At 38.9% G+C, this 21,213-nt stretch carries 23 protein-coding genes and 1 riboswitch; of the genes, 5 read left to right on the forward strand and 18 right to left on the reverse strand.

Annotated elements, in window-relative coordinates:
- Window positions 1-33 precede the first annotated feature (33 nt).
- The 3 genes from UN64_RS02745 to UN64_RS02755 all read right to left on the reverse strand — a co-directional run bounded on the left by UN64_RS02745 (window position 34) and on the right by UN64_RS02755 (window position 2,052).
- Window positions 34-801 carry a TIGR01457 family HAD-type hydrolase gene (locus tag UN64_RS02745; RefSeq protein WP_077359562.1) on the reverse strand — a complete coding sequence of 256 codons (768 nt, stop codon included), beginning with the start codon at window positions 799-801 and terminating at the stop codon, window positions 34-36.
- Window positions 802-868: 67 nt separating this feature from the next.
- Window positions 869-1,525, reverse strand: a complete 657-nt coding sequence (locus UN64_RS02750; RefSeq protein ID WP_245801944.1) for a helix-turn-helix transcriptional regulator — start codon at window positions 1,523-1,525, stop codon at window positions 869-871.
- A gap of 86 nt (window positions 1,526-1,611) precedes the next feature.
- Window positions 1,612-2,052, reverse strand: coding sequence for a DUF86 domain-containing protein (locus UN64_RS02755; RefSeq protein ID WP_077359564.1), 441 nt, complete (start codon window positions 2,050-2,052; stop codon window positions 1,612-1,614).
- 108 nt (window positions 2,053-2,160) lie between these two features.
- Between UN64_RS02755 and UN64_RS02760 the strand changes: the two genes are divergently transcribed.
- Both UN64_RS02760 and UN64_RS02765 read left to right on the forward strand, forming a co-directional pair.
- Window positions 2,161-2,430, forward strand: a complete 270-nt coding sequence (locus UN64_RS02760; RefSeq protein WP_077359565.1) for a DUF3055 domain-containing protein — start codon at window positions 2,161-2,163, stop codon at window positions 2,428-2,430.
- 498 nt (window positions 2,431-2,928) lie between these two features.
- Window positions 2,929-3,225, forward strand: coding sequence for a hypothetical protein (locus UN64_RS02765; RefSeq protein ID WP_171978818.1), 297 nt, complete (start codon window positions 2,929-2,931; stop codon window positions 3,223-3,225).
- Between the two features lie 23 nt (window positions 3,226-3,248).
- On the opposite strand, the gene UN64_RS02770 is transcribed toward UN64_RS02765, so the two are convergent.
- Window positions 3,249-3,524, reverse strand: coding sequence for a YutD family protein (locus UN64_RS02770; protein WP_077359566.1), 276 nt, complete (start codon window positions 3,522-3,524; stop codon window positions 3,249-3,251).
- 122 nt (window positions 3,525-3,646) lie between these two features.
- On the opposite strand from UN64_RS02770, the gene UN64_RS02775 reads away from it, so the two are divergent.
- Window positions 3,647-4,258 (forward strand): YhcN/YlaJ family sporulation lipoprotein, encoded by a 612-nt coding sequence (locus tag UN64_RS02775; protein WP_077359567.1) that lies wholly within the window; start codon window positions 3,647-3,649, stop codon window positions 4,256-4,258.
- 37 nt (window positions 4,259-4,295) lie between these two features.
- Here UN64_RS02775 and lipA read toward each other — a convergent pair whose 3' ends face one another.
- Window positions 4,296-5,180, reverse strand: a complete 885-nt coding sequence (lipA, locus tag UN64_RS02780; RefSeq protein WP_077359568.1) for a lipoyl synthase — start codon at window positions 5,178-5,180, stop codon at window positions 4,296-4,298.
- A 190-nt stretch (window positions 5,181-5,370) separates the two neighbouring features.
- On the opposite strand from lipA, the gene UN64_RS02785 reads away from it, so the two are divergent.
- On the forward strand, window positions 5,371-6,372 hold the full coding sequence (locus UN64_RS02785; RefSeq protein ID WP_077359569.1) for a M23 family metallopeptidase: 1,002 nt from the start codon (window positions 5,371-5,373) through the stop codon (window positions 6,370-6,372).
- A 146-nt stretch (window positions 6,373-6,518) separates the two neighbouring features.
- On the opposite strand, the gene UN64_RS20420 is transcribed toward UN64_RS02785, so the two are convergent.
- The 6 genes from UN64_RS20420 to UN64_RS02810 form a co-directional block, all read right to left on the reverse strand.
- Window positions 6,519-6,623: a methionine/alanine import family NSS transporter small subunit gene (locus UN64_RS20420; RefSeq protein WP_130294114.1), complete on the reverse strand. Its 105-nt coding sequence runs from the start codon at window positions 6,621-6,623 to the stop codon at window positions 6,519-6,521.
- A gap of 1 nt (window position 6,624) precedes the next feature.
- Window positions 6,625-8,127, reverse strand: coding sequence for a sodium-dependent transporter (locus tag UN64_RS02790; protein ID WP_077359570.1), 1,503 nt, complete (start codon window positions 8,125-8,127; stop codon window positions 6,625-6,627).
- Between the two features lie 189 nt (window positions 8,128-8,316).
- Entirely contained in the window at window positions 8,317-9,906 is a 1,590-nt protein-coding gene (locus UN64_RS02795) for a Na+/H+ antiporter NhaC family protein (protein ID WP_139343004.1), read from the reverse strand.
- A 141-nt stretch (window positions 9,907-10,047) separates the two neighbouring features.
- Window positions 10,048-10,229, reverse strand: a riboswitch (Lysine riboswitch).
- A 103-nt stretch (window positions 10,230-10,332) separates the two neighbouring features.
- Window positions 10,333-11,190: a sporulation protein YunB gene (yunB, locus tag UN64_RS02800; RefSeq protein WP_077359571.1), complete on the reverse strand. Its 858-nt coding sequence runs from the start codon at window positions 11,188-11,190 to the stop codon at window positions 10,333-10,335.
- Between the two features lie 56 nt (window positions 11,191-11,246).
- The gene (locus UN64_RS02805) at window positions 11,247-11,729 is read right to left on the reverse strand and encodes a dihydrofolate reductase (RefSeq protein WP_077359572.1); all 483 of its coding nucleotides are present in this window, start codon (window positions 11,727-11,729) and stop codon (window positions 11,247-11,249) included.
- A complete protein-coding gene (locus tag UN64_RS02810) occupies window positions 11,726-12,520 on the reverse strand; it encodes a thymidylate synthase (protein ID WP_077359573.1) in 795 nt (264 codons plus the stop codon). Before UN64_RS02810 ends, UN64_RS02805 begins: the two co-directional genes overlap by 4 nt.
- A gap of 394 nt (window positions 12,521-12,914) precedes the next feature.
- Here UN64_RS02810 and UN64_RS02815 point away from each other — a divergent pair, with 394 nt between their 5' ends.
- Window positions 12,915-13,217, forward strand: coding sequence for a YunC family protein (locus UN64_RS02815; RefSeq protein ID WP_066292272.1), 303 nt, complete (start codon window positions 12,915-12,917; stop codon window positions 13,215-13,217).
- Between the two features lie 342 nt (window positions 13,218-13,559).
- Here the strand turns inward: UN64_RS02815 and UN64_RS02820 are convergent, their stop codons facing one another.
- The 7 genes from UN64_RS02820 to UN64_RS02855 all read right to left on the reverse strand — a co-directional run bounded on the left by UN64_RS02820 (window position 13,560) and on the right by UN64_RS02855 (window position 21,100).
- Entirely contained in the window at window positions 13,560-14,402 is an 843-nt protein-coding gene (locus tag UN64_RS02820) for a DUF72 domain-containing protein (RefSeq protein WP_077359574.1), read from the reverse strand.
- 27 nt (window positions 14,403-14,429) lie between these two features.
- Window positions 14,430-15,176 (reverse strand): oxygen-insensitive NADPH nitroreductase, encoded by a 747-nt coding sequence (gene nfsA / locus UN64_RS02825; RefSeq protein WP_077359575.1) that lies wholly within the window; start codon window positions 15,174-15,176, stop codon window positions 14,430-14,432.
- A gap of 498 nt (window positions 15,177-15,674) precedes the next feature.
- The gene (locus UN64_RS02835) at window positions 15,675-16,754 is read right to left on the reverse strand and encodes a Ger(x)C family spore germination protein (RefSeq protein WP_077359577.1); all 1,080 of its coding nucleotides are present in this window, start codon (window positions 16,752-16,754) and stop codon (window positions 15,675-15,677) included.
- A 1-nt stretch (window position 16,755) separates the two neighbouring features.
- On the reverse strand, window positions 16,756-17,871 hold the full coding sequence (locus UN64_RS02840; protein ID WP_077359578.1) for a GerAB/ArcD/ProY family transporter: 1,116 nt from the start codon (window positions 17,869-17,871) through the stop codon (window positions 16,756-16,758).
- A 4-nt stretch (window positions 17,872-17,875) separates the two neighbouring features.
- The gene (locus UN64_RS02845) at window positions 17,876-19,324 is read right to left on the reverse strand and encodes a spore germination protein (RefSeq protein ID WP_245801945.1); all 1,449 of its coding nucleotides are present in this window, start codon (window positions 19,322-19,324) and stop codon (window positions 17,876-17,878) included.
- Window positions 19,325-19,615: 291 nt separating this feature from the next.
- Window positions 19,616-19,990: a PaaI family thioesterase gene (locus tag UN64_RS02850; RefSeq protein WP_077359580.1), complete on the reverse strand. Its 375-nt coding sequence runs from the start codon at window positions 19,988-19,990 to the stop codon at window positions 19,616-19,618.
- A 117-nt stretch (window positions 19,991-20,107) separates the two neighbouring features.
- Window positions 20,108-21,100 carry an LLM class flavin-dependent oxidoreductase gene (locus UN64_RS02855; protein ID WP_077359581.1) on the reverse strand — a complete coding sequence of 331 codons (993 nt, stop codon included), beginning with the start codon at window positions 21,098-21,100 and terminating at the stop codon, window positions 20,108-20,110.
- Window positions 21,101-21,213: the final 113 nt, after the last annotated feature.

Here is a 21,213-nt window from a genome sequence, read left to right on the forward strand (position 1 = left end):
AAGAGAGATACTCTTTTGCCCTTAAGCCTTTTTTTATTTAATCTCCCACTCATCTAAACCATCAACCGTGTACGTTGGATGGATATCGATATCTTCGAGGTGTTTTTTAGTTGTTACCCCTGTATGAACGAGAAGGGTGTCCAGACCTGTCCGAATCCCTGCTAAAATATCGGTTTGGTAGTTATCTCCGATCATGAGTGTTTCTTCTTTTTTAGTTCCTAATGTTTCAAGTGCCATCTCCATAATAATCGGCTCTGGTTTTCCGATAAAAACAGGATCGGTCTGCGTTGAAACCGTGATAACAGAAGTCAGTGAACCATTGCCAGGCAGAAGTCCTCTTTCTGTAGGAAGCGCAATATCTCCATTGGTTGAGATAAATATAGCCCCGTTTCTAACCGCAAGACAAGCTTTAGCCAGTTTCTCATATGTTATAGAGCGATCGATGCCAGTTACAACATAGTCTGGATTTTCATCCACTAGCTTTAAGCCCTTTTCCGTAAGAGCTTCCCTAATGCCGTCCTCACCAATACAATAAACCGTCGCACTTTCTTTTAGATTAGATATATAGCTGGCTGTTGCCATGCTCGAAGTAAAAACATGGTCAGATGAAGCAGGTATATCAAAATCTTTCAATACTTCTGCAACTTGCTTCTTGGTTTTCGATGAGTTATTCGTAACAAATAAATATGGCAGATTAAGTTCGTTCAGCTTCTTAACAAATTCAACCGCTTCATGGATTCTTTCCGTTCCTCTGTACATCGTGCCATCTAAATCAATCAAAAATCCTTTATATGCTTTCATTCATTTCTCTCCTTTATGTACATTTATCATTCTGCCCATTACCCAAAAAAAACACACCTGAAGCAGGTTATACTTCAGATGCAGCTCTTTTTTCTTTAATGACATAACAGCAATAATCGCCGCCTTTTGCCATACATGTCTTCCGTTCAATGTCATCAGTTTGAAGCATTCTTTTAAACAAAGACAGTTCACATGAACAAGCTTGCTGATATTCATTGGCTACCATAGCGATCGGACAATTATACTCAGTCAGCACATAAGTATCGGGATCCTCACCTTTTTGCCAATCCACCATATAACCTGCTTCATTTTGAATGTTAGCAAGTTCGTTTACTTTTTGCTCAAACTGAGTCAGGCTGTTCATACGTTCTTTATATTTATCCTGCAGTCGGTTTTCACGTCTTTTAAACAAGCCATCTACCGTTTCAGCTCCACTCAGCTCTTCGATATCTTTTAAAAACTCAACGGTCAATCCGGAATAGTTTCGCGGGAATTGTTCATCACCGCTTGCTGTCAAATGATAAAAATGGATTGGTCTTCCCATGGCTTGACGTACAAGCGTTGTTTCAATAACGTGGTCCCTCTCCAATGTATTGAGGTGCCGTCTAACAGCCATTTCTGTAATTCCAAGGGATTTAGCCATTTCCGTAACAGTCATCCGCTTATTTCTTTTTAAAAGATAGATGATCTCATCACGTGTTGAGGTGTGATTCTTCACAGTCATCACCATCCTTTTTTACCATTTTACCGTAAATAGTAGAAAACGTACATTTTTAAATAAAAATGTATAAAAACTATTTTCTCTCTCATTTATTCCGGCAAAAATGCAGACACTGGTCCTAATTCTTCTTCTAAATAACGCTTAACATGAGCTGGAAAAGCTGACAGTTCCGGTATATATTTTTTTATCGTATTGTATGTTAGTTCAACATCTGATTGCGGATAATCTTGAACAAGCGATTTACGCAGGTTCACTACATTTTTTAAAGAAGCTGCTTCTTCATTCGGCAATACTTTCTCATCAATAAGAATATCCAAGATGTCTTCAAAGCTGCCTGGGTCACGCATAATAAACCCGTCGATGATCATATTTCCAACGTCCATCATGGATTCAATAAGCATATGTCCCATTCGTTCTACAGCAAGAACTTCAATACGATTTTCTGGAAAAGACATTGTTTCAAATGTTGTTATTAATTCATTCATATACACTAAATGCTCGTTGATTTTCTTGCGGTCAACAAAATACATAGTCATCACCTTTTGTAAGTTTCTCAAGTAAAGTGTAACATAAAAGAAGAGAATTCATTTATCCTAAAAATGAAAATTATCGCTAAGAACTTTGAGGAGGCTTCATACATGTCAGATGAAAGATTTTTCTTGTATGACGATACAGAAAAAACGGAAACCCGCTTTGTAAGCTTTATGGGGAAAAATACACGATTCGATTTAGCTATTACGAAAACAAGCCGTCATTACGGAAAATCACTTGTGCTGAATATGCTTGGCAGTCACTTTGCCATTATTGGACAGGATGATTTAGAAGAAGAAGGCTATTTGGAGCATGCTTTTAACTTAACGGAAGAGGATGCTATGGAGCTCCGTGAATTTTTAGCGGAGGTTATTTAAAGACTTTTTGGGGAATCTTTGTTGCTCTTGAATGAGATTAATTTCCGTTGCAGGGCTCGCTTTCCTCAGGGTGTGCGATGAGCCCAATCGTCGCTTAGCGACATTGATTGGTCTCATCTGTCCCACTCATCCTGCAGGAGTCTCGCCCTTCCTCTTCAATTAATTTTTCAAGGAAGAATATTACTAAATACCTTGAAGCAGCATCTTTAGTTATATTAAAGGTTGTTGCTTTTAGTTTTGTAAAAAGCATCTATGCAAGTTGATTGGAGTGCAAAGTGCGAGACTCCTACGGGACGAGCGGTCAGGTGGAGACTCCTGATGGCGCAAAGCGGCAGGAGGCTCACCGCACGCCCCGTGGAAAGCGAGCAACTTGGAACGGAAATCAACTACTTCACAAGTAAGGTTTTACTCAAAATGTACCAAGCAAGAATCATCTTCTACGGGAAAGACTTTAAAGTAAGGATAGAGATTTCCTTTATCCTAAACTGGCCCGAGAGGATGGTTTTTTTGTTCGAAAAAGAGAAAGAGCAGTACACTGATTTTTCGAATGTAGAGACCGGTCGCAACTATGTGCTTCCTGAAGATTTGCCTGAAGGTCCATACGGTTCCCCGATAAAGCGGGCTTTAGGTAAATCAACTCCGTGGAGAGAAGAGCAGCGTTACTATAGTGCTTTTAACTACGAAAATAAAACCTTGCACGAAGGTCTTGAAAGACATGATCCTGGCGCGCATCCAACCCACGATGACCCAGAATCTCATTCTGAACAGCCTTATGATGATTCTCGCGGCTCATAAGCAAAGAAAAAACCCCTGAATTCTCAGGGGTTTACTTTTTTCAACACAAAATACGGGCATCCGAAATTGCAATACTCATAAATGTATTCCGGCAAAGTACTGATTTTCGTATCGAACGTAGCCTTTTCGTGATTATCTTCAAAAAAACCACGCAAACGAAGTTGCTCGTAACCGAGGTCACCAACAATATAATCGTATTTATGTAAAATTTCACTATAGCGCGCTTTAAATTGTTCCTCATTAAAGGCTTCCCGTACATCTTCAATCACTTCATAGGAATAATTACCAACTGTAATCAAAAATGCTTCACCTCATTTCCTGATACTTATTTTACCATGTTTCGCCCATTAACAGCCAACAATTTCTTTGTAAACTATTTACGTTTAAGGTCATTCTAAAGAATAAGGAGGTGAAAACACCTGTGAAAAAATTAGGAGTGTTTTTATGTTTAGTCATCGTTCTCTCTGCATGCGGCGGCGGTGATCAAAAGAAAATGGGTCAGGAATATAAATTTTCAAAAACAAATGTTAAAGATGAAAATCGGATTGGCAACAACAAGAATTACGGGGATTTTGGATATATGCGCCATATGTCCGGGGACAGAGTTAAAACAGGAAATGCTGTACCTTACTTAAATCGTCAAAAACTTGCAGATATGATCTCAGACATGGTTCTTCAGCTTCCTGACATAAAAGATGTAGGGACCCTAGTGACGGATGAAGAAGTATTAATCGGATATAAGACGACGAACAAAGACAGAGTTGCTGCAGCTGACCAGGTTAAAATGACTGGATTCTCTGTTGTTCCAAGATATTATCACGTATATGTGAGTGATGAAAAAGGCATGATTGATAAAATTGAACAGTATCAATCTTTAAATAACGATACAGAGGACATTGAAGGAATCATCGACCGCCTGATTCAGGAAATGAAGAAATCTCCACAGGGTAAGAAATGGAACTACGGAGAAAATGAAAACGGAGAAATGAATGGTGAAACAAATCCAATGCGCGGTGAAATGGAAGGAAAATAAAAACCAGAAGCAGATTTTTGCTTCTGGTCTTTTTGTGTTAGATGTTTTGAGCTGCGGCATTTACTTGTTCATCCGCGTGATAAGAAGAACGCACGAGCGGACCGGATTCACAATGTTTAAATCCTTTGCTGAAGGCAATATCACGAAGCTCTTTAAACTCTTCAGGTGTATAATACTTTTGTACTTTTAAATGTTTCTTCGTTGGCTGTAAATATTGACCGATAGTCATGATATCCACGTTGTTTGCACGCAGATCATCCATTGTTTCGATGATCTCTTCCCATGTTTCACCAAGTCCGATCATAAGGCTTGATTTAGTTGGAATGTTTGCATTCATTTCTTTTGCGCGGCGCAAGAATTCCATTGTTCGATCATAAGTAGCACGTGCACGAACTCTTGGAGAAAGTCGTCTTACTGTTTCAATGTTGTGGTTCATAATATCAGGTTTTGCATCCATTAATGTTTTCAGTGCATCAATGTCTCCCAGCATATCCGATGGAAGAACTTCGATTGAACAGAATGGATTTCGTGCGCGTACTGCACGTACAGTTTCTGCGAAGACATGTGCTCCGCCGTCTTTTAGATCATCACGGGCAACAGCCGTTATAACTACGTGTTTAAGCCCCATTTGCTCTACTGATTCAGCAACACGTTCTGGTTCTTGAAGATCTAATTCTGTAGGTAAGCCAGTTTTCACGGCACAAAAACGGCAAGCTCGGGTACAGATGTCTCCTAAGATCATGAATGTTGCTGTTTTACGGACAGCCCAACACTCATGAATGTTAGGACATTTCGCTTCTTCACAAACGGTATGTAGCTTCTTTTCACGCATCATCTTCTTAAGTTCTTTATAATTCTCGTTCGTGTTTAGCTTTATTTTCAACCATTCCGGTTTACGTACATATTCTTCTTTCTTTGCCATCATCATCACCCCAAATTTTCTTGGTCTGAAAGTCACATTTTTGTTTAGATTTAAACAATATTCCCATCAATACTCTACCATATGACAGCCAAAAGTCCAAACATGAGTTTTTTCCAACATTTTTCCTTCATGTTTTTTTGTAAGTTCAACAAACTAATGGTAAATGAGAGAAAGGAGTGGTTTGGGACGTATGAGGAAATTCACAGTCCTGTTCCTCACTCTGGCAGCCCTTCTAATGACCTTTCTTCCCGAAAGAAGCAGCGAGGCAGCCGAGCGATTTACAAAAGAAGATGTTGACAGGCTGAGCATTTATAAAAAGATGGAGTCAGTCACACTTATTCCATGGCATTATTTTGCCGGTGTCGACCAGTATGAAAGAAGCGTCCGAAAAGCCAGAAGAGACCTTCCGGCAAGAAAAGGTCTTGTGGGCATATACTTTTCCCCTATTCAATGGTCAGGACCAATCAATCCAATAATGGATGATACAAACCCTGAGCGAATTGCCATGTTTGGGGGAATAGGAAAAGACGGCAACAATGATGGAATTGCTGATCGTAACAACGATGAAGATATTCTGTTTACATTCGCTGATATCATCCAAGAACATGGTCACGATATTGAAAATTTCCGAATCGGGCTTTGGAGTTATTATCAAAGAGACAAAGCCGTGGATATCATTATGGAAAACGCAAAGATCTATGAGACATATGGTACTGTTTCTTTAGATAAACATAGCTTTATTGTGCCTTTAAGATCCAACTACAGCTATCGAAGCACTTGGGGTGACCGCCGTGGTTTTGGCGGACTTCGTATCCATGAAGGAACGGATATTTTTGCTGATTATGGTGTTCCTGTAAAAGCTGTCTCGTATGGAGTCGTAGAAGTTAAAGGATGGAACCGCTTTGGCGGATGGAGAATCGGGATTCGTGATATTAATAACGTGTATCATTACTACGCACATTTAGGGAGTTTTAATAAAAGCATTGAAAAAGGTTCGATCGTAGAACCGGGTACAGTACTTGGCTACGTAGGCAGTACGGGATACGGTCCTCCAGGGACGTCCGGAAAGTTTCCGCCACATCTTCATTTTGGGATGTACCGAGATAACGGGGTTACCGAGTGGGCATTTGATCCGTATCCTTATTTAAAAGCATGGGAACGACAGGAAAGAATAGATAGCAGAAGAAGGTAAAAAAGAAGCTGGGGGCAGCTTCTTTTTCGTTCAGTTGAACACATCATAAATTCCGTATGGCGAGCATAAATCTCGAGCTTCGCTCTGATTTATGATCTTAATATGTAAAAAAGCTGATTCCTCATACGAGAAATCAGCTTTTTTTCTTATTTTTTTCTAGAAACACGTACCACATTTGCTATACTAGCCAGCAAGCCACCCCAAAGGATCACCATGCCGATAACCATCATTGCAATCGCACTGCCTGTCATATCAGCTGACCTCCCTTTTCTCTTGTACAGCATTTGTTTTCCATTTCACTAAACTTAGCAGGAATCCGAGGACGATAACGCCAACAGCAACTGCTAAACCATATGTTACGACTAATCCAGTAGGATATCCGCCATAGTTTTCAGCAATATTTTGTCTGATGTTATCATACATCATGTAGCCAAGAAGGATCGGTGTAATAACACCAAGACAAACTTTCCACCACATGCCAGTTCTTAGATCAGAAATACCGTTCGCATGGTCCTGAAGTCCCTTAAGCTGCTTGAAGAACCAAGCTATAAGAACTACTTCTGCAAGACCTGCCAATGTAATACCGAAGTTGTTGATAAAGTAGTCTGTGATATCAAGCATATATAATCCGCCTTTTGTAGCGAAAAGCAATGAAATAACAGAGGCTACACCACCGCCCATAAGGACAGCTTTTGTTCTGGAGATACCAAACTTATCTTGTAATGCTGCAACATACGTTTCTACGATCGAGATTAGAGATGTCATACCCGCAAATACAAGCGTTAAGAAGAACATTGTACCAAAGAAGGCATTACCGCCCGGGAACTCATTAATAATCGCAGGGAATACTTCGAATGCTAGTCCGATTCCGCCTTTTACAACGTCTGCAACTGGCAATCCTTGCTGCATAGCCATAAATCCTAATGCAGCGAAAACTCCGATACCTGCAAGAAGTTCAAAACCTGAGTTTGCAAAACCTGTTATAAAAGCATTGTTATTAATATCTGATTTTTTAGGAAGATAGCTTGAATACGTCACCATGATTGCAAATGCAATAGATAACGAGAAGAAAATTTGACCGTAAGCCGCTACCCATACCTTACCGTTATTGATCATACTCCAATCTGGTGTGAAGAAAGTGTTCAATCCTTGTGCAGCTCCATCAAGAGTTACTGCACGGATAACAATTAGTAAAAACATAATAACTAAAGCAGGAATAAAAATTTTATTGAACCTTTCAATACCTTTGGAAACACCTTTATAAAGTACTAATAGTGTGACAACCCAGACGATTAAGAGAGCAATCACTACTCCTGGTACCAAACCGCCGATGTCACCAGGCGTTGCACTCAGCTTAATTACCTCACCGTAGAAAAAGTCAGATGGCTTTTCTCCCCAAGATAAATTCAAGCCGTAGATGGAGTACTTTAAAGCCCATGCGATAATAACCGCATAATAAGTTGAAATGACAAATGCTACAAAAACTTGCCACCATCCAAGCCATTCCGCATTCTTGTGAAGACGGAAGTAAGAAAGCGGTGCCGATCCTCTATACTTATGTCCTAGTGTAAACTCCAGGATCAATAAGGGAATACCTGCCGTTAATAGTGCTACTAAGTAAGGGATAAAGAATGCTCCTCCACCATTTTCATAAGCAACAGCTGGAAATCTCCAGATGTTACCCAATCCGATCGCGGAACCAACCGCTGCTAAAATAAAACCGTAGCGGCTTCCCCATTGTTGCCGATCTTCCATCGTTGTTTCCCCCTTTTTGATAAAGTCAAAAATTTTACAATTGTTACTTTTTTCTGACTATTCTGGGTTTAGTATATTACAATTAAATGAATCCTGTCAAAGTGTTTTTAGTAATTTTGTCGTAATATAGGGAAACAAGTCGTATAAATATAAGAAAAAATGCCCGGTTTAAAACCGGGCACTTCCATTTTAAGCTTTAAATGTATTCTCATTTACATGATTTTTACCCAACCATTTCTTTAGTAGGACTAATGCAACAGCAAATACCGCTGTTGAAGCTAATAATCCTATCCAGACACTCTCAGTTAAACCAAGAGCCAAATAACCAATAGCCGAGATTCCTGCAGCCAACAAGCTATAAGGAAGCTGCGTCATCACGTGATCAATATGATGGCTTCCTGCTCCGGTTGATGAAAGAATGGTCGTATCTGAAATTGGTGAACAATGGTCTCCAAATACTGATCCAGCAAGTACTGCAGCTAATACAGGCAGCATTAGTTCGACATTTGTAGAAGCTGCAATCTCTGCAGCAATAGGAAGCATTACACCGAATGTTCCCCAAGATGTACCTGTCGCAAAGGCCATAAGACCTGATAAAACAAATAATACAAGTGGCAGATAAGCAAGGTTCATATGCTGATCCACTAATCCAGCTAAATATTTTCCTGTTCCGAGACCATCGATGACTGAAATAATCGTCCACGCAAAAATTAAAATCGTTACAGCACCCATCATTGATTGAATACCTCTGCCCAATCCTCTTCCTAAAGCAGAAGCACCCATCTTTTTAGGCAAGAAGAAAAGGATCGCAGCTGCTAAACCGATTAATCCCCCATAAAGCAGTGATTTTGGTACATCTGTATTTTCAAAAATGGATAGGAGAGTAACCTTAGTAGGTTCTTCTAGACCTTTTACATTTTCAATCCCTGTATAGAACATAAAACCAACTGTTGCAACAATTAAAAGAACGATCGGCCACACAAGGTCACCAACTTTTCCTTTATCACTTTCTTCAAGCTTAATGCCTTCACCAATTGCTCCTTTTTTCTCTGGATCAATGACTTCTCCAGTAGCTAGAGCACGCTGTTCATGTTGTTTCATTGGACCAAAATCCAATTGAAAATAAGCAACTGCAAAAACTAAAATAAGTGCAAAAACTGCATAAAAATTCATTGGAATCATTTGAATAAAAGCACTAAAAGCTGAAATATTTGTGATCTCATGAGTTGCTAAAATCGTTCCAATAATACCGATAATATAAGCGCCCCAGCTTGATACCGGAGAGATGACACAAACAGGTGCAGCCGTTGAATCTAAGTAATAAGCAAGCTTAGCACGTGAAATTCTGTGGCGATCCGTAATAGGTCTGCTTACATTTCCGACAGCTAATGAGTTGAAATAGTCATCGATAAAAATGACTAGACCAAAAACTACTGTCAAAATTTGAGCCCCTCGTCTAGTCTTAACTCTCGAGATCGCCCATTCTCCAAATGCACGGCTTCCGCCGGCCATGGAGATAATGCTAGTCATCATTCCTAAGATCAATAGGAACAATAAAATATAGACGTTCCATTCGTTCAGGGCTCCATCTGAAATAAAATGCCCTTTAATAATCGTTCCAATCTCTTTCAATGTTGCTCCAAAATTAAAGTCATGAAGCAGTAATGCACCTGCAACAATCCCCGCCCCAAGCGAGATAAGTACTTGCCTAGTTAAAATAACCATTAATATGGCTAACACTGGCGGTATTAATGAATAAATCGAATTCTCAAATTCCATAATGTTCCTCCTTCTTGTATTTAGCCATCCATTTGAGGAGTTTATACAGGACGCTGAGGAAAAAAAGACAAAATAAAAAGCGATCAATAGACAAGGAAATAACCTGCTATCAATCACTTAAGTAATTTATGGTTTTCCTCATCGATCAGTAGTCCTCCACTGCGTAGTTACCCTCGCAGTGACAGTTTTACACTTGTTTAGTGTAAACCCAGCAAAAATAAACAGACCGTTTTATTTTGCTTCGGCGGAAGTTCCTTTCCTTTTTCTTCACAGACGTCACTCTCTGAAAAAGTACTCTTAAAATCCGCTCCTCTACCCCATCGGTGATAGGCTTAAAGACATATAAAATTTAAAATTCACTTTTCATTATAACAAAGTTCACTTATTGGTCAACCCTGAAAGGAGTTGTTAATTTAAGGAAAACTTTTATTCAGCTGATTCTTCTGCAACATCATCTGCAGCAGTTTCCTCTACTGCCTCTGCACTATCTTCCTTCTTCTTTTTAGCATCTTCCTTTTCCTTAATATTAGGATCGATCGGGAGTGCCGGCTGAATAGGATCTCCTGATTGATTATAGTAAATCGGTACTTCTCCAGGAATAAACTGCCCCATGATCTGAATGGGTCTCGTCACTGTAGCTGTTTCAGTAGCAAACGGAATAACTACTTTGGCCTTTACCGTTACGATGATATTAATGGAGATCCACGTATTATTGATGCCCACCGTTTCAATTTTCTCTTCAATGTCTGTGTTTACATCGCCAACGATCGTAAACTTAATCGGAATCTTAGGACCCAGGTTAGCGAGCAGGGAGTTTTCAGTGGCTTGCCCTAAAGGTATTTCCATAATTACTCCTGGTTCATTAGAGTGACTGGTTTTCAGATTAAGATCTTCTGATGCAGCAATACTCTCAGGGATACGTCCTTTTTCGATTTCTTTTAAAAACTCTTGGACAACGATTGCCGATTGGTTTTGAACGTTGTTAACTATTTTTTGGTTTACTCCGGCATAAACAATATTGCCATCCTTGTCTTCTTTAGAGATTAGAATATCCTGCATATCAATAGAATCGAACAATTTATTAATAATGGCTTCATTTATCGCCAAGGATGCGATCTCTTCTGTTTTTCTTTGAGCGACATGTATCAAAGTAGGCTCGATTCCCCGGTCTACCAGCCACAATCCTTGAAGTGTGATAAGTACAAAAAGAGTAAAAGAAATCAGCACAACGTATCGAAACGGAAGCGGCCCTTTTCGAAGTCTCATTTTTTTTCGTTTCAACAAAAGGTAACCCCCCTTTCCTACAATGTATGCAGACAAGAGGGGGGCTCATTCGAGTTTTACCTGTTTATTTTTTTGTAAACAACAAAATCGTGCGGGTATTTATTTTTCTCATCTATAATACCAGCTGTTCGCGATACTTCTTTCCACTCATCATCGTTTAGCTTTGGAAAATAAGTATCAGCATCAAACGTATGATGAATCTCAGTAATATATAAGCGGTCTGCAACAGGAAGGAACTGCTTGAAGATCTCTGAACCGCCTATAACACATATTTCTTCAGCATTCATTTTAAGAACTTCATCTACAGAATGAACAATCGTTGTCCCTTCTGCTTCATAACTTTGATCTCGGGTAACTACGATATTTTCTCGTCCAGGCAGCGGCTTGCCGATCGATTCATATGTTTTTCTGCCCATAATGATTGGCTTACCCATCGTTGTTTTCTTGAAATGCTTTAAATCATTAGGAAGGTACCAAGGCAAATCATTATCTTTTCCGATTGCCCGGTTCTCATCCATCGCTACGACAAAAGAAATCATACACTCACCTCACCTTTAATATGAGGATGCGCTTCATAATCTATGAGTTCAAAGTCATCAAAGGTAAAATCAAAGATATCCGTGACAGCTGGATTCAATTTCATTTTAGGCAATGGCTTAGGCTCACGTGTCAGCTGTAGCTCAACCTGCTCAATGTGATTCAGGTAGATATGAGCATCACCTATTGTATGAACGAATTCTCCAGGCTTTAAACCTGTCACCTGAGCAACCATCATTGTTAATAAGGCATAAGAAGCAATATTGAATGGAACACCCAGGAAGCTGTCAGCAGAGCGCTGGTATAACTGACATGAAAGTTTACCGTCTGCAACGTAAAACTGAAACAGCAAATGACATGGTGGCAAAGCCATATTCGGCACATCTGCAGGATTCCATGCCGATACAATCAACCTTCTGGAATCAGGGTTATTTTTTATGTCTTCAATAACGTTTGAGATTTGATCGATTGTTTCACCGTTTGGAGCGGACCATGAACGCCACTGATGGCCATAAACTGGTCCTAAATTTCCCTCTTCATCTGCCCATTCATCCCAGATTCGAACTTTGTTTTCTTTTAGATAGGCGATATTTGTATCACCTTTTAAGAACCATAAAAGTTCATGAATGATTGATTTTAGATGAAGCTTTTTCGTTGTCACGAGAGGAAAACCTTCCTCTAAATCGAATCTCATTTGACGGCCAAAGACTGAGACCGTTCCAGTGCCTGTCCGATCTTCTTTTTTCGTGCCATTATGTAAAATATCTTGAAGAAAATCCAAGTATTGTTTCATCTTTATCGCCTCCTTAATTTTCTTAGATTCATTAAATAGATTGTTGTTCTTGAACATTCTTTTGTGGATTAGGCTTCATTGTTTAGTTGATTGGAGTGCAAGGTGCGAGACTCCTGCGGGACGAGCGGTCAGGTGGAGACTCCTAATGGCGCGAAGCGGCAGGAGGCTCACCGCACGCCCCGCGGAAAGCGAGCATCCTGGAACGGAAATTAACTTCTTCCAATAACCCATTACAAATCCACCATTTCTTTTTATCGTATCACAGACGGCAGTCCTGTCCAATCTTCAGGTGAAATATCTTTTTTGTTCATTATTTCGCCTTAAAATTAGCGTCAATACCTAACACTTTTTCCTTTTTTGCACATAAAAATAGTAAGGAGAAAGGAGTGGAAGCATGTTAGAGATGAACCCGATTTTGATAGAAGGACATCCGTTTACCGCTGTCACCCTTCGTTTGCCAAAAACAAATTTTATGGCTGTTTTTAACGAGAATGGATATATCATGTGCGGAGCTTTAGATGTAGCCTTATTGAACGAAAAGTTAGCAGACCGTAAAATTATTGCAGGGCGCGCTGTAGGAGTTAGAACGATTGAACAGCTGCTGGATGCACCTTTAGAATCTATTACACTTGAAGCTAGGGAAAAAGGTATTGAGGTTGGTATGCAAGGGAGAAAAGCACTTTTAAAGATGCTTTAATAATAAAAAACTGCGCAGGAGCGCGCAGTTTTCTTTATGTTTTAAAACGGTCTCTGGTGACTTTTAATGAAACCAAATTAATACATAACACCAGTGTCAGAAATTGAATCCGTTCAGAGTTGTTGGTAAATATGTAGATAAACAGCAAATAAACGCCACTGACGACAAAGGCAATCTGTAAGTAGTACATCATCTGAATCAATTTTTTGAAATCCAAGGTGATCCCCACTTTCTTCATCCAGCTCACGTTATTTAATTCACCTTAATAGTATATCAGGCTATTTCGTAAATTGAATCATTTATTACTTTTTGAAACTAATTTGTAATATAAGGAAATGAATACTAAAATAAATCGAGCTGGCGCGGTGCCAGAAAATCGTAATGTATATTTAAAAGATCGATCATTTCCTTTGCATTATCAGCTGCATCCCCGCCTGAATTGTTGTTAAACAAGATTGTAAGATTCTTAGTCTCGGATGCTAACGTCTGAATACGCTCTTTCCACTCCAGCAGTTCTGCTTGATTATAACGGTATAAATATCGCACTTCTCGCCAGTTTGGCTGCCCTGAGTTGTTCCATCCATATACGTTTCTGCCATGCAGGCGAATCAGTGTTTTCTCGGATGTGGTGTGCATAACAATCGGTATTGATCCGCTCCCAGCCTGCGGTTCATCACAAACTGTGTGTATCCATCCTTCTTCATCTATGAACCGGAGTGTTTTCTCATTCATTTCTTCACTAAACCATGTCTGATTCCGAAACTCTAAAGCTAGTGGAACATCACCCATCATCTCTTTTGCATATCGAAGGACCTGAACATTCTCTTTTTTACAGTCAAACCATGGCGGATACTGAAAAAGGACCATCTCCAGTTTTCCTGAAGCGATCACCGGCTGGATTGATTGTAGGAACGCTTCAAACATTTGTTTAACAGAATCAAAAGGAAGTTTCCCTCTTGAATGACCGGTCATTCCTTGATACGCCTTTACAACAAATGAGAAGTCTTTCGGAGTGGCAGCAACCCACTTTTCATAGTTTTTTACAGGCTGAACCGCATAAAAAGAAGAATCCACTTCGACAACTGGAAAATGACCGCTGTAAACAGCCAGTTTATCTCTAGCAGGAGTACCATCCGGATATAGAGAATCATGATCTCCCCATCCTGTTACACCTATTTTAATCATTCTTTAAACTCACCTGCCTGTAAGTTTTTACGTTTTATTTAATCCCTTTTCACGAACAAATTCTTTCATATAAGCACGCTTCGGCGATGACATTGAAGTGGTGATTTGTGTCACCCAACCTTCCGTGCGTTTGCCCCCAGTGCGCTTCGTATAATATTCAGCTGTTTCTTTTTCATATTGCATTAAAAGTTTTTTCGTTTCCTCATTCTTCTTATACCCGTTTTTATGAAAAAAAGCCGGCATAGGTAAACGAGGTTTCTTACCTGGATCGGCATCTGGATATCCTATTGCCATGCCAAACAGAGGCAGCACATGTTCAGGGCAATCGAGCAATTCGGAGACTTCTTTAAGATTGTTTCGGATTCCGCCTATGTATACGATTCCCAGTCCTAGGGATTCAGCTGCAACCGCCACATTTTGTGCAGCAAGGGAAGCATCAACTGTACCTACGATAAAAGCTTCTGTTGATTGAATGGTATCGTTAATATTCTTGTCCAGCATTTCAGCAGCAACCTTATGACGGTTATAATCTAAACAAAAAACAAAGAAATAGCCGTTGTCAGCAACATAAGACTGATTGCCTGCAAGCTCTGCAAGTTTTTGTTTCTTTTCTTGATCTTCAATCCCGATTATGGTGCATACCTGCTGATAGCTTGATGTTGAGGCAGCCTGTGCACATTCAACAAGTGTCGTGATCATTTCTTCACTTATTGATTTGTCTTTAAATTTACGAATTGATTTGTGAGCTAATATAGTCTCTATCACTTCATTCATGTTGTAGGCTCCTTTATAAAATAGTAATTATTGATTGCATTATATACTTTTTCAAAGCAAAAAAGCGAACCCAAGGATTTGGATTGCTTTGAAATGACATATAGAATTCAAGGATAATTCAGGAACTGCTTAACATTCATTTGTCTAGATGTTCGAGCACTAATGGCCAGGCATCTTCATGCTTGTCTCTCGATTCTCCATTTAAAAATCCTGAATGCGTAAGGGGAAGGTAAACCCTTTCGAGTAGCCGTCATTGCATGTGTAAATAAGCTATTACCGTCATTTTCATTATCAACTAGTAAAAAAATCGAAAGTGGTAGGTTGAATTCCTTCTTATGTCTCTTCCAAATTGGCAGCTTCCATTTTAGAAAAGCTTCGACTTGGCCAAACAGGTAGTAAAAAGGATAGTCTCCATCATCTTCAAATAGTAATAAGTCTCCATTCTCTTCGTATATTAACCACACCTGTTCATCCGTTGCACGGGAAGAGATGGGTTAATCAGTTTTTGGTATCTGTTAGTGGTTGGATTTTAAGGTCATAATCGACTTTGACCTCCATCCGCTCCCATCTGTTGGACCATTCTCTCCCATTCAGAGGTTTTGAGAAAGGTCTCAAGGTATACTTTCTTAATTGTAAAGGGTCAACATTATTCTTCTGAAGCTTTTTTAAAAACTTGGTAGTCTGTTTTTCTAAATACAATTCAATTTCCGACTCGAATCTTGAAAGTTCATCCCGGGTGAGCAATTTATGTTCCCTGGCAATCTCGTCAAGCCGCCCGTTCAATTGAACGTTCAGCTTTAGTTCAGAATATGTGTTATCCATATTCAAGTGGACATTGGCTTTCACATGGCCTAGAACAATAGATAAGTCACGGATCGCAAAATATTTTAAAAAGTGATCGTTGTCGATAAGCTGGTATATTTGCTCTTCCATGTTGTTCGTGGCTTCGATCAATTTGTCATTTTTAAATATGCCAGTACCTAGGTATTGGAAATTTTCCTCACTCGCTTCAAATACAGGCACTACGGGAGAATGCGCTGGTGAATGAAGTGTCTTCATGAATTGATGCAAATTTATAATTGTCAACTTCCCCTGATTATCGTAATGCTTGAACATCCGATAGAGATAATAATCTAGGTCTTCTTGCATTTTCAGTTGATTATTGATGTACTCATCGAAATTCCCTCTGACAACGGCTAGATATAAACGTTTAGAAATATCAGGATCTGTCAAAATCGTATCAATCAATGGACTGATCCCTTCTTTTGCAATTTCTTCACTGATCAACAGCATCCGGAGTTGCCCAACTTTCAATTCTCTATAATACTTTAAATTGAAACCCTTCATACCTTCTTTTAACAAGTCGACTTGAACATTCAAAAGGCGTTTCTTTTCTTTTACAAGGGGAGGTATTAAAGTGCTCATTCGGAAGTTCTCATCCTCCCCTTTCTGAATCGACCAAAACGTCACAGGTGCAATTTCTTCAATCAGATTTTTTTCTTTAATCGGTGAACAGCCAGATAAAACGATCATATTAACAAAAATGACCAAAAGTATTTTGGTATGTTTATGTTTCATACTAGGAACGGCCCTTTCGCTTTAAAGAGATGAAAAGAATCAATGGTACGAATAAGTAAGTGAGTGCACCTGCCCATATCTCTAGCTCTAACAAAATATTTTGATTAGCTGCCTTTTCCCACAACAATTCATTACTCATCATTATACAAATGAAGAAAATAGCACAACATAGTGCAAACCCTAATCGAGTCGTTTGATCTTTCGATTTCTTAAAAGTGATACGAGTTGCACCATAAAAAAGTAGCAGGAAGATTGATATGGCGAATACAAAGTGAAATAAATATACAGAGATTAAAATTATATCGATTCGCTCAAACACTGGAGACTGCAAGTAACGTATCATTTCCATCACCGGTAATTTGTTTTCTCCAAGATAATGTGATCCGAAAAAAAACAAAGATGCAATAAATAAATACAGATATTCAAAAATGGTAAATGCATTTCCAATTGTCATGTATTTCAGGATTTTTTCTCTCTTATTGAACCAAGGCGCAAGTAGAACCAAATATTCCGGACCCGAAAAGGCTGACCAGATGAATAGCACACCTTTCCATGATTTCATCGTCCATTCATATGGTATTAACGGAAATAGATCATGTATAGTAGCAAAAGGCTGAAAAGGGAATTTCAATAATAGCAATAGCATCCAAGCTGTACATAAAAAGGCAATGACGATGAAACGGATCGTATTGGCCATCCCTAGTGAAGCAACATACCAGCAAATAAGCAAAATGAACAGAAGCATCCAATTCGTATTCACTGAAGGGAAGATGAATTGTTGTGCTACTTCTATATATCCGAGTATAATTACAATTACTTTTAATAATATGAAACCGATTCCGAAGAAAGCTAGTAACCGTACCATACGTTCACCGAAAATTTCTACAAAACCTTCGTAGCCTTTAGATGCATACATGGAATTAAACCATTTCGATAACATGAATATACTGATTTGCGATAATATTCCTACAATGATAATCATCCATATCATATAGGGATATATAAGAAAAACGGGCATGATGATCGCAAAATATAACATTTGTATCCTATTGACCATTAAAGTCATATAAATACCCTGATACGAAGAGGTTTTCTCGAACAATGAAAAATCAGGCAAGGTATCATCTCCTTCGGCTATAACGCCATTTCTGTAAAGGATGAAGAGCCTCTGGCCTTGCTTTCATCCATTGCAATGGTCCACGGATAAATAGATCAAGCCAATCTTTCCCATAAAAAGGTGAAATAGGGGTAAAATATGGTTGTTTCAAGGAAGTAAGTGCATTCAAATGGACAAAAAGTAAAATGATGCCCATAAAGATGCCCATTACTCCAAGAAATGAAGCAAGGATCAATAGCACAAACTGTATCAATGTGGTCGCTTTGGTCATCAAGTAATTCGGCACAAGAAACGAAGCAATAGCAGAAATACCAACCAAAACAATCAGAACTTGACTAGCGAATCCTGCTTCTACAGCAGCTTGTCCAACGACAATACCACCGATCACTCCTAACGTTTGGCCAGATTTCGTAGGCATTCTTAGACTTGCTTCTTTAATGACCTCAAGTGTTACCAACATAATGAGCGATTCCCAAAACGGAGTTAGTGGCAATTGACTTCTCGTTTCCACAAGGACGAATAGAATTTGCAAGGGAATCATCTGATAATGATGTGTCGTTAAAGCAACATATAGTGGAATCATCAGCAAGGAGAGCATGAAACTTAAATATCTTATGATCCGCAAGAAGCTTGCAACGATCCAGCGATTAATATAATCCTCGGGTGATTGGAATAAATGGAAAAAGTTGATTGGAGCATTCAGGGCAAACGGTGTATTATCCACTAGAATGGTAAGTTTGCCTACACCTAGTGCGTATGCACACACATCGGGACGGTCAGTATGTTGAAATTGTGGAAATACACTATGATTATGATCTTCCATAAACGCTGCTAATTGGGAGGAGTCAAGAATCTGATCAAAGTCGACACTCTTGATTTTTTCCCTAGCAATTGAAATGAAATCAGGATTCGTTAAACCCTCAATATACATTAATACAATTTTTGTTTTAGTTAGTGATCCTACCGTGAATTTCTCTGATTTTAAGGCTGTTAGTGGTAGCCTTCTACGGATCAATGTAATATTTTGATCTAAGTTTTCACTGAAACTGTCTTTGGCGCCATAAAGGATTGTTTCTGTTTCAGAAGTTTCTATCCCACGTCCCGTTGGATCTTTCAGATCGACGGAACACCATTGATTTTCAATGGTGTCAAAAAGAAGGATGGCTCCCAGCATCAATTTCTTTTCAGCCTCTTCCAACGTTGAAATATCAGTAATTTTAGAGACAGAAATGCAAGCTGAAATATTTTCATAATTGCAGAGCCGTAAAGGTTCAATTACAGCTTCATTCAACCTTGCTTTATCAATCAATGTTCCTATAAATATCAATACAAATATCTTATTGTTTTGGGTTTGATATTCGATTACTTCAGCGTCTTCCATATTGTCTACGCGTTTACGGAGAACCTCTAGGGTGATAGAAGTATTTTGGGCTTTCCCTGTGCTGTTTTCCATTCGTTTTCCTACCCCTATACACTTCCTCTTCCTAAACATAAACATCAATCTCCTAATAAGATAATGTATATAAATCTTTGTTATTATGTTCAGATTCAGACAATTTACACATAAGAAAATGACATAAGAACCAAAAAAACCGCCAAGTATTTTAGCGGTTTATCGTCCCTTTTTCTTTTTTAACCAAAACCTTTATCTTTAGGTCGGATGTATCCGAATACCAACCTTGGTCAGTCCTGAAGGGGTTTATTTTTTCATAGAGTTCTGTTGTAAGTTCGTAATTAAGCTGTTTTAAGAATTATTGAAAAACACTCCCTTAGCTTTTGCAATCAATTGGTCCTCCTCATCATAAATTAAACAATCAGCATGCGTAAGGTTTCTCCCTTCCTTAACTACATGTGCATGCGCGAGTAAACAATCCCCTTTTGCGCCTTTTAAAAAGGTTACATTAAGGTCTACTGTCACTACTTTTTGTATATTGTTTTCATCAGCATCAATTGTATTGCACATCGCGACATCAGCGAGTGATGATATGATACCCCCATGTACCACTCCTAAACTATTTAAATATAGTCGTTTAATAGGTAAAACCACTCTAACGCTTTTTTCGTCAATTCTTTCATATTGAAGACCTAAGAATTCATCAAATGGTTGTTGTATAAACACTGTCCTCACTCCAAACAATTAGGTGTTTATTTTTTGATATCCTCATATACCATAGCATAAAGTCTTTTAATATGGATTCAACGTTTTGCAAGGAAAGAAGATAAACTTTTTAAGTCTTTAAAGAAATGCTTCCGCCAGTAAGGAGTAAGATTGAATCTTGTCTTGAAAATCATAGACATTAGTCAGGATCATGAATTCGTCTGTTTGATAAAATTCACTTAATCGAAGGAGTTCCTCTCTTACCTTCTCAGGAGTTCCGATTACCATTCGATTCCGATTTTCGATTACTTTTGCCTGGTCTTCTTTTGATAATGATATACTCTTTGACTCACGCTTAGAGGGAATTTGGGTATCCCTCCCCTTTTCAACTGCTAACAGCCACAGGTCCTGGCTAAGCGCCATTTCTTCTGCTTGTTCTTGTGTTGGAGCACATACCACAAATATACACACGATTGTTTTTGGTTTAGCTAAAGATCTAGACGGTTGGAAGTTATTCCTATAGGTTTCCATCGTTCTTTTCCCATTAATTGGATTGATAAAATGACCATAGGTAAAAGCTGTTCCCTTCTCAGCAGCTAATCTTGCCCCTCGATGTGTGACACCTAAAAGCCATAATTGCAGTTTTGTTTCAACAGAAGGATAAGCAATCACATCATGATAAGGGTGTGAATCGGGTAATTGATCATAAATAAAGCCTTGTAGGTCAGTGACTTGTCTTGGGAATTCATTCATACTTTTTCGCAATCCGTCTGTGAGGGCTAACCGAGTCGATGAAGAACCTCCGGGTGAACGCCCGATTCCCAAGTCAATTCTATTTGGATACAATGCATCGAGAACCTTGAAATTTTCTGCTACTTTAAAAGGACTATATTGTGGAAGCAAAACCCCACCTGAACCTACACGTATCTTATTTGTATGTGAAGCAATACTTGAAATCAGCACCTCTGGTGATGTACCCGCGATTCCATTTGAATTATGATGCTCAGCTACCCAAAATCGAGTGTATCCCAATTCCTCTGTAATTTTAGCCAATCGTACTGTATTTTGTAGGGCAATATTTGCATTTTGTGCATTACTTATGACAGATTGATCGAGTACACTCAGTTTCATTAAAATGACCTTCTTTCATGACAATCTCTTAAATAAAATTTTGCCGGCTATAGAGGCTATTTCCGCATTCCTGGATTGAGTGTTCCTTTTGTGAAAAGGCTTAACACTCTATA

This window comes from Fictibacillus arsenicus (assembly GCF_001999465.1).
GTDB classification, from domain to species: Bacteria; Bacillota; Bacilli; order Bacillales; family Fictibacillaceae; genus Fictibacillus; species Fictibacillus arsenicus.